Annotated in this window: 5 protein-coding genes and 1 pseudogene; all 6 read left to right on the forward strand. The window is 73.4% G+C overall.

Annotated elements, in window-relative coordinates:
• Nucleotides 1–430, forward strand: a pseudogene (locus HGA02_RS10805) (hypothetical protein); the annotation flags it as partial.
• Nucleotides 427–1,488 (forward strand): alpha/beta fold hydrolase, encoded by a 1,062-nt coding sequence (locus HGA02_RS10810; RefSeq protein ID WP_168679013.1) that lies wholly within the window; start codon nt 427–429, stop codon nt 1,486–1,488. The pseudogene HGA02_RS10805 and the gene HGA02_RS10810, both read left to right, overlap by 4 nt.
• Entirely contained in the window at nt 1,485–2,468 is a 984-nt protein-coding gene (locus HGA02_RS10815) for an acetoacetate decarboxylase family protein (protein WP_168679014.1), read from the forward strand. The genes HGA02_RS10810 and HGA02_RS10815 overlap by 4 nt, the downstream gene beginning before the upstream one ends.
• Complete coding sequence (locus HGA02_RS10820) at nt 2,465–2,941, forward strand: anthrone oxygenase family protein (RefSeq protein ID WP_168679015.1); 477 nt, start codon at nt 2,465–2,467, stop codon at nt 2,939–2,941. Before HGA02_RS10815 ends, HGA02_RS10820 begins: the two co-directional genes overlap by 4 nt.
• Nucleotides 2,938–3,378: a hypothetical protein gene (locus tag HGA02_RS10825; protein ID WP_168679016.1), complete on the forward strand. Its 441-nt coding sequence runs from the start codon at nt 2,938–2,940 to the stop codon at nt 3,376–3,378. Before HGA02_RS10820 ends, HGA02_RS10825 begins: the two co-directional genes overlap by 4 nt.
• Nucleotides 3,375–4,715, forward strand: a complete 1,341-nt coding sequence (locus tag HGA02_RS10830; RefSeq protein WP_168679017.1) for a patatin-like phospholipase family protein — start codon at nt 3,375–3,377, stop codon at nt 4,713–4,715. Before HGA02_RS10825 ends, HGA02_RS10830 begins: the two co-directional genes overlap by 4 nt.
• The last annotated feature ends 33 nt before the right edge of the window (nt 4,716–4,748 follow it).

Consider the following 4,748-nt stretch of genomic DNA (forward strand, 5'->3'; position numbering starts at 1 on the left):
CCCCGCGACGACGGGCGTCGGCCTCCAGCTCGTCGCCGCGCTCGTCGTCCTCGTCGCCGCCGTCGCGATCCCGTGGCCCGCGTGGTCGCCCGCGCTCACGGCGACGCTCGTCGTGCCGTTCGTCGTCGTGGCCGGCGCGGTGCTCGGCACGCAGGCGTTCGCGCTGCTGGTGCTGTCCCGCCGCACGGGCGTCGTCGCCGGCTGGCAGATGTCCGGCCAGGCCGTCACCGACCACAAGGGCTTCCTGCGGCTGTGCCTGCGGACCGACGGGCGGCTCGAGATCTACCCGCTCGTCGTCGACACGGTGTGCCGCCGCTGGGACGTCGACGCCCGGGACGGCGCACCGCGCCCCGTCCCCGCCGACGGCCCGCCCGCCGTCCGTCTGCTGGAGGACCCGATCGTCGTCGCGCAGGAGGGGTTCACGTCATGAGCGTCGAGGAAGCACCTGTGACCGTCACGCGGTCCGACCACCGCACCGAGCTCGTCCCGTTCACCGCCCGCGACGGCACCCGGCTGACGTTCGTCCACGTCCGCGGGCCGCGCGAGCCGTGGCGCGGGCCCGTCATGCTCGCGCACGGCTCGGGCGTCCGTGCCGAGCTGTTCCGGCCGCCGCTGCCGCGCACGCTCGTCGACGTCCTGCTCGAGGACGGCTGGGACGTGTGGATGCTCAACTGGCGCGCGTCGATCGACCTCGACCCGATGCCGTGGACGCTCGACGACGCCGCGGTCTTCGACCACCCCGCCGCGGTCGACCACGTCCTCGCCGCGACCGGCGCGACGACGATGAAGGCGATCGTGCACTGCCAGGGGTCGACGTCGTTCATCATGGCGGCCGTCGCCGGCCTGGTCCCCGCGGTCGACACCATCGTCTCGAACGCCGTGTCCCTGCACCCCGTGCTGCCGTTCTGGTCGCGGCAGAAGATCCGCTACCTCGTCGACCCGATCGAGCGGTTCACCCCGCACCTCAACCCCGCGTGGGGCTACCGCTCCGACGGGAACTTCTCGAAAGTGCTGCGCGGCGTCGTCCGCGTCACCCACCCCGAGTGCGACAACATCGTCTGCCGCATGGTGTCGTTCACGTACGGCTCCGGCTTCCCCGCGCTGTGGTCGCACGAGAACCTCGACCGCGCGACGCACGACTGGATCAGCGGCGAGTTCGCCGACGTGCCCCTGTCGTTCTTCCGGCAGATGGGCGAGTCCGTCGCCGCCGGGCACCTCGTCCCCGCGCGGGACCACCCCGAGCTGCCCGACGACCTGGTCGCCGGGCCACCGCGCACCGACGCGCGCTTCGCATTCCTCGCAGGCGCCGACAACCGGTGCTACCTGCCCGAGTCGCAGGTCCGGACCCACGCGTTCTTCGCGCGGCACCGGCCGGACAAGGGCGACACGCTGCACGTCCTGCCGGGCTACGGGCACCTCGACGTGTTCTTCGGCCGGCGCGCGTGGCGGGACACCTACCCGATCATCCTGGAGGAGCTGCACCGATGAGCCTGCTGACCTCGGCCGCGCGGACGGTGCTGTCCCGCGTCCCGTCCCCCGTCCCGCGCCGCCAGCGCCGCCTCACCGGTCAGGCCGCGCGCGTCGACACCATCCCGTACGCCATGCCGGTGTCGTCCGAGGACTCGCCCGTCCTCATGGCCGCCTTCCCGATCTCGCTGTCCGCCGCGCGGGCCGTCCTGCCGGGGACCGAGCTGCACCCCGTGTCCCTCGGCCTCGGTCGCGGCGTGCTCGTCGCGACCGTCGTCAACTACCGGTCGACCGACATCGGGCAGTACATCGAGTACTCGCTCGCGATCGCCGTCACGCACGGCCCCCGGCCCGCGCCGCCGCTCCTGCCTCTCGCCCTCATGCGGACGCTGCAGCTCGGCCAGTACGTCGTCGACCTGCCCGTCTCGACCGAGGTGTCCGTCAAGGGCGGCAAGGGCATCTGGGGCATGCCCAAGCACCAGGCGTCGCTCGACTTCGTCGTGACCGACACCACGGTCTCCGCGCAGTACGACACCCTCGACGGGCAGTTCGGCGCGCTCGTCGAGATCGAGCGGCCCGCCCCCGTCGGGCTGCCGCTCAAGCTCGCCGCCGCGAACTACTGCGCGTTCCGCGGGCAGCTCATGAAGTCGACGATCTACTTCGAGGCGACGGGCGACATCGCGGTCGGGCCCGGCGCGCGGGCGCGCATCGTGCTCGGCGACGCACCGGGCGTGCAGCCGCTGCGCGCGCTCCAGATCGGGTCGAAGCCGCTGTTCACCGCGTGGCTGCCGACCGCGCAGGGCGTGCTCGACGACCACTACGAGGCGTGGTTCCTCACCGGCGACACGCTCGGGTCGGTCGACGCGTCCCTGGCGTCCGGGCAGTTCGGCGAGCCGCTCGAGTCCGTGGTCGGGCTCGGCCGCGGCGAGACGTGGCCCGCGCCGCCCGACCGGTCGCGCCCCGAGGTGCAGGGCCGCGTCGCCGCGGGGGTGGCGACGTGATCACGTTCGTCTCGGCGCTGTGGTTCCTGTTCGGCGCGACGATGTACGTCGGGACCATGTGGGTGCTCAAGTGGTTCCTGTTCCCCACGTGGCGCGGCCTGTCGCGGGACAACGTCGGCACCCACTTCGGCATCCCGACGAAGCGCGCGACCGCCTTCTTCACGGGCGTCGTGCCGCTCATGTTCGTCGCCGCGATCATCCTGGTCGTCACCGAGTGGGGCACCCGCTGGGTGTGGTTCGGCGTCGCCTGCCTCGTCGGGATCTTCGTCCTCACGTTCGTCGGGCAGGGCATCATCATCCCGATCAACAAGCGGATCCGGGGCGGTGACTTCGCCGACGACGCCGAGCTGCGGTCCCTGCTGCACCGCTGGATGACGCTCAACGACATCCGGTTCTACGGCTCGACGTTCACGTGGGTCGCGATCACCTGGTACGTCGTCGCGCGCGGCGACCTGCTCGGGGCGCTGACATGACGGCCGACGCGGGCCCGCGCCCGCCCGGCACGTCGCGGGGCACAGCGGTCGGCGCGTCGCGGACCCCGCTCGTGCTGCTGCTCGTCGTGATCGGCTGGATCACCGTCGCGAGCGGCGCGGTGCAGATGCTCGTGCCGTCGTTCGTGCTGTCCCTGCTGGGCGCGGCCGAGGACGCCACGGCGCAGCAGCTGTTCGCGACCGTCGGGATGTTCATGGTCGTCGTCGGCGGGCTGCTGCTCACCACGCTGTCGCGGCCGCGGCACGATCCCGACGTCGTGCTGTGGGCCGGGGTCCAGAAGGCTGCCGCGTCGGTCGCCGTCCTGGTGGGGGTGGCGCGCGGCGTGTTCGACCCGCTCGCGCTCGGCGTCGCCGCGTTCGACCTGCTCACGGCCGTGCTCCTCGCCGTCCACCTGCGCACGCTGCGCGGTGCGCGATGAGGTCGCTCGTCGCCGCCGGGGGCGGCATGCGCGTCGCGTGGCAGGCCGGCGTCGTGCGGGCGCTCCAGGAGGACGGGATCACGTTCGACCACGTCGACGGCACGTCCGGGGGCATCCTCACCGCCGCGATGCTGTGCTCGGGCGTCGACGCCGTCGAGATGTGCCGCCGCTGGCGCGACGTCGACGTGCAGGACTTCGGCTCCGCGCTCCCGCTGCACGAGTACCTCACCGGCCCGTGGAACCTGCCCGCGGTCGGGGACGCCGACGGGCTCGTCCGCCGCGTCTTCCCGGCGCTGGGCATCTCGGACGCGGCGGTCCGCGCGTCGACGCTCCAGGGCTCGTTCAACGTCGTCGACTTCGTCACCAAGCAGAACGTCGCCGTCGACGCCGCCGACGCCGACGCCGAGCTCCTCGCCGCCGGCATGTCCCTGCCGCTGTTCCTCACGCCGCTGCAGCGCGACGGGCACGTCTGGACCGACGCCGTCTGGGTCCGCGACGCCAATGTCACCGAGGCCCTGCGCCGCGGCGCCGACGAGGTGTGGCTGGTCTGGTGCATCGGCGACACCGGCCGCTGGGGCGACGGGCCGCTCGAGCAGTACGTCCACATGATCGAGATGAGCGCCGCCGGGGCGCTGGCCGCCGACCTCGCGCTCGCCCACGCGACCGGCCGCTCGTTCGTCCTGCACGTCGTCAAGCCGGAGCACCCGCTGCCGCTCGACCCTGAGTTCTACCTCGGGCGCATCTCGTCCGACTCGCTCGTGCAGATGGGCTACCGGGACGCGCGGCGCTACCTCGCCGGGCGGTCGTCGTCCGGGGTGCCGCGGGACGCGTCGTGCACGCGCATGACCGAGCCGCCGCCGTCGGCGCGGTACGTCGAGCACCTGCGCGGGTCCGTCGAGGGTGTCGAGGTCGTGCTGGACCTCACCGTCGTCATGCCGCTCGACGGACCTGTCAGCGGGGCGTCCGTCGCCGGCGCGCTCACGTACGCGCCCTGGGGCGAGCGGGCGTTCCTGGCCGACGGTCGCGTCGAGGAGACGACGGACGCGTTCGTCTACCGGGGTGCCGTGCGGGTCGACGGGGACGTGCTCGAGGTCGAGGCCGTGCGGTCGCTGGTCGACGACCCCGGGTTCGACGCGTGGTCCGACCTGTCGCGCGTCGCGCTCACCGTGCGCTCAGCCTCCGGCTCCGTCGTGCTGTCGGCGCCGCTCGAGCTCGGCCCCGGCGGGGTGCGTCGGCTGGTCACGTCGGTCGAACCCGTCGGCGTGACGGGCGTGTTCCACCGCGCCGACGCGGTCCGACGTCTGCTGGCGCGCGGCGCGGGGGCGCTGCGCCGCTGACGCGACGACGCGCAGGTGGGTCGTCGCGTCGTC

The sequence above is a fragment of the Cellulomonas septica genome (genome assembly GCF_012396155.1).
GTDB classification, from domain to species: Bacteria; Actinomycetota; Actinomycetes; order Actinomycetales; family Cellulomonadaceae; genus Cellulomonas; species Cellulomonas septica.

Excerpts from the sequence above, each read along its gene's own strand:
- HGA02_RS10825 (WP_168679016.1), top strand. The coding sequence starts at position 2,938 with ATGACGGCCGACGCGGGCCCGCGCCCGCCCGGCACGTCGCGGGGCACA.
- HGA02_RS10830 (WP_168679017.1), top strand. The coding sequence starts at position 3,375 with ATGAGGTCGCTCGTCGCCGCCGGGGGCGGCATGCGCGTCGCGTGGCAG.
- HGA02_RS10815 (WP_168679014.1), top strand. The coding sequence starts at position 1,485 with ATGAGCCTGCTGACCTCGGCCGCGCGGACGGTGCTGTCCCGCGTCCCG.
- HGA02_RS10810 (WP_168679013.1), top strand. The coding sequence starts at position 427 with ATGAGCGTCGAGGAAGCACCTGTGACCGTCACGCGGTCCGACCACCGC.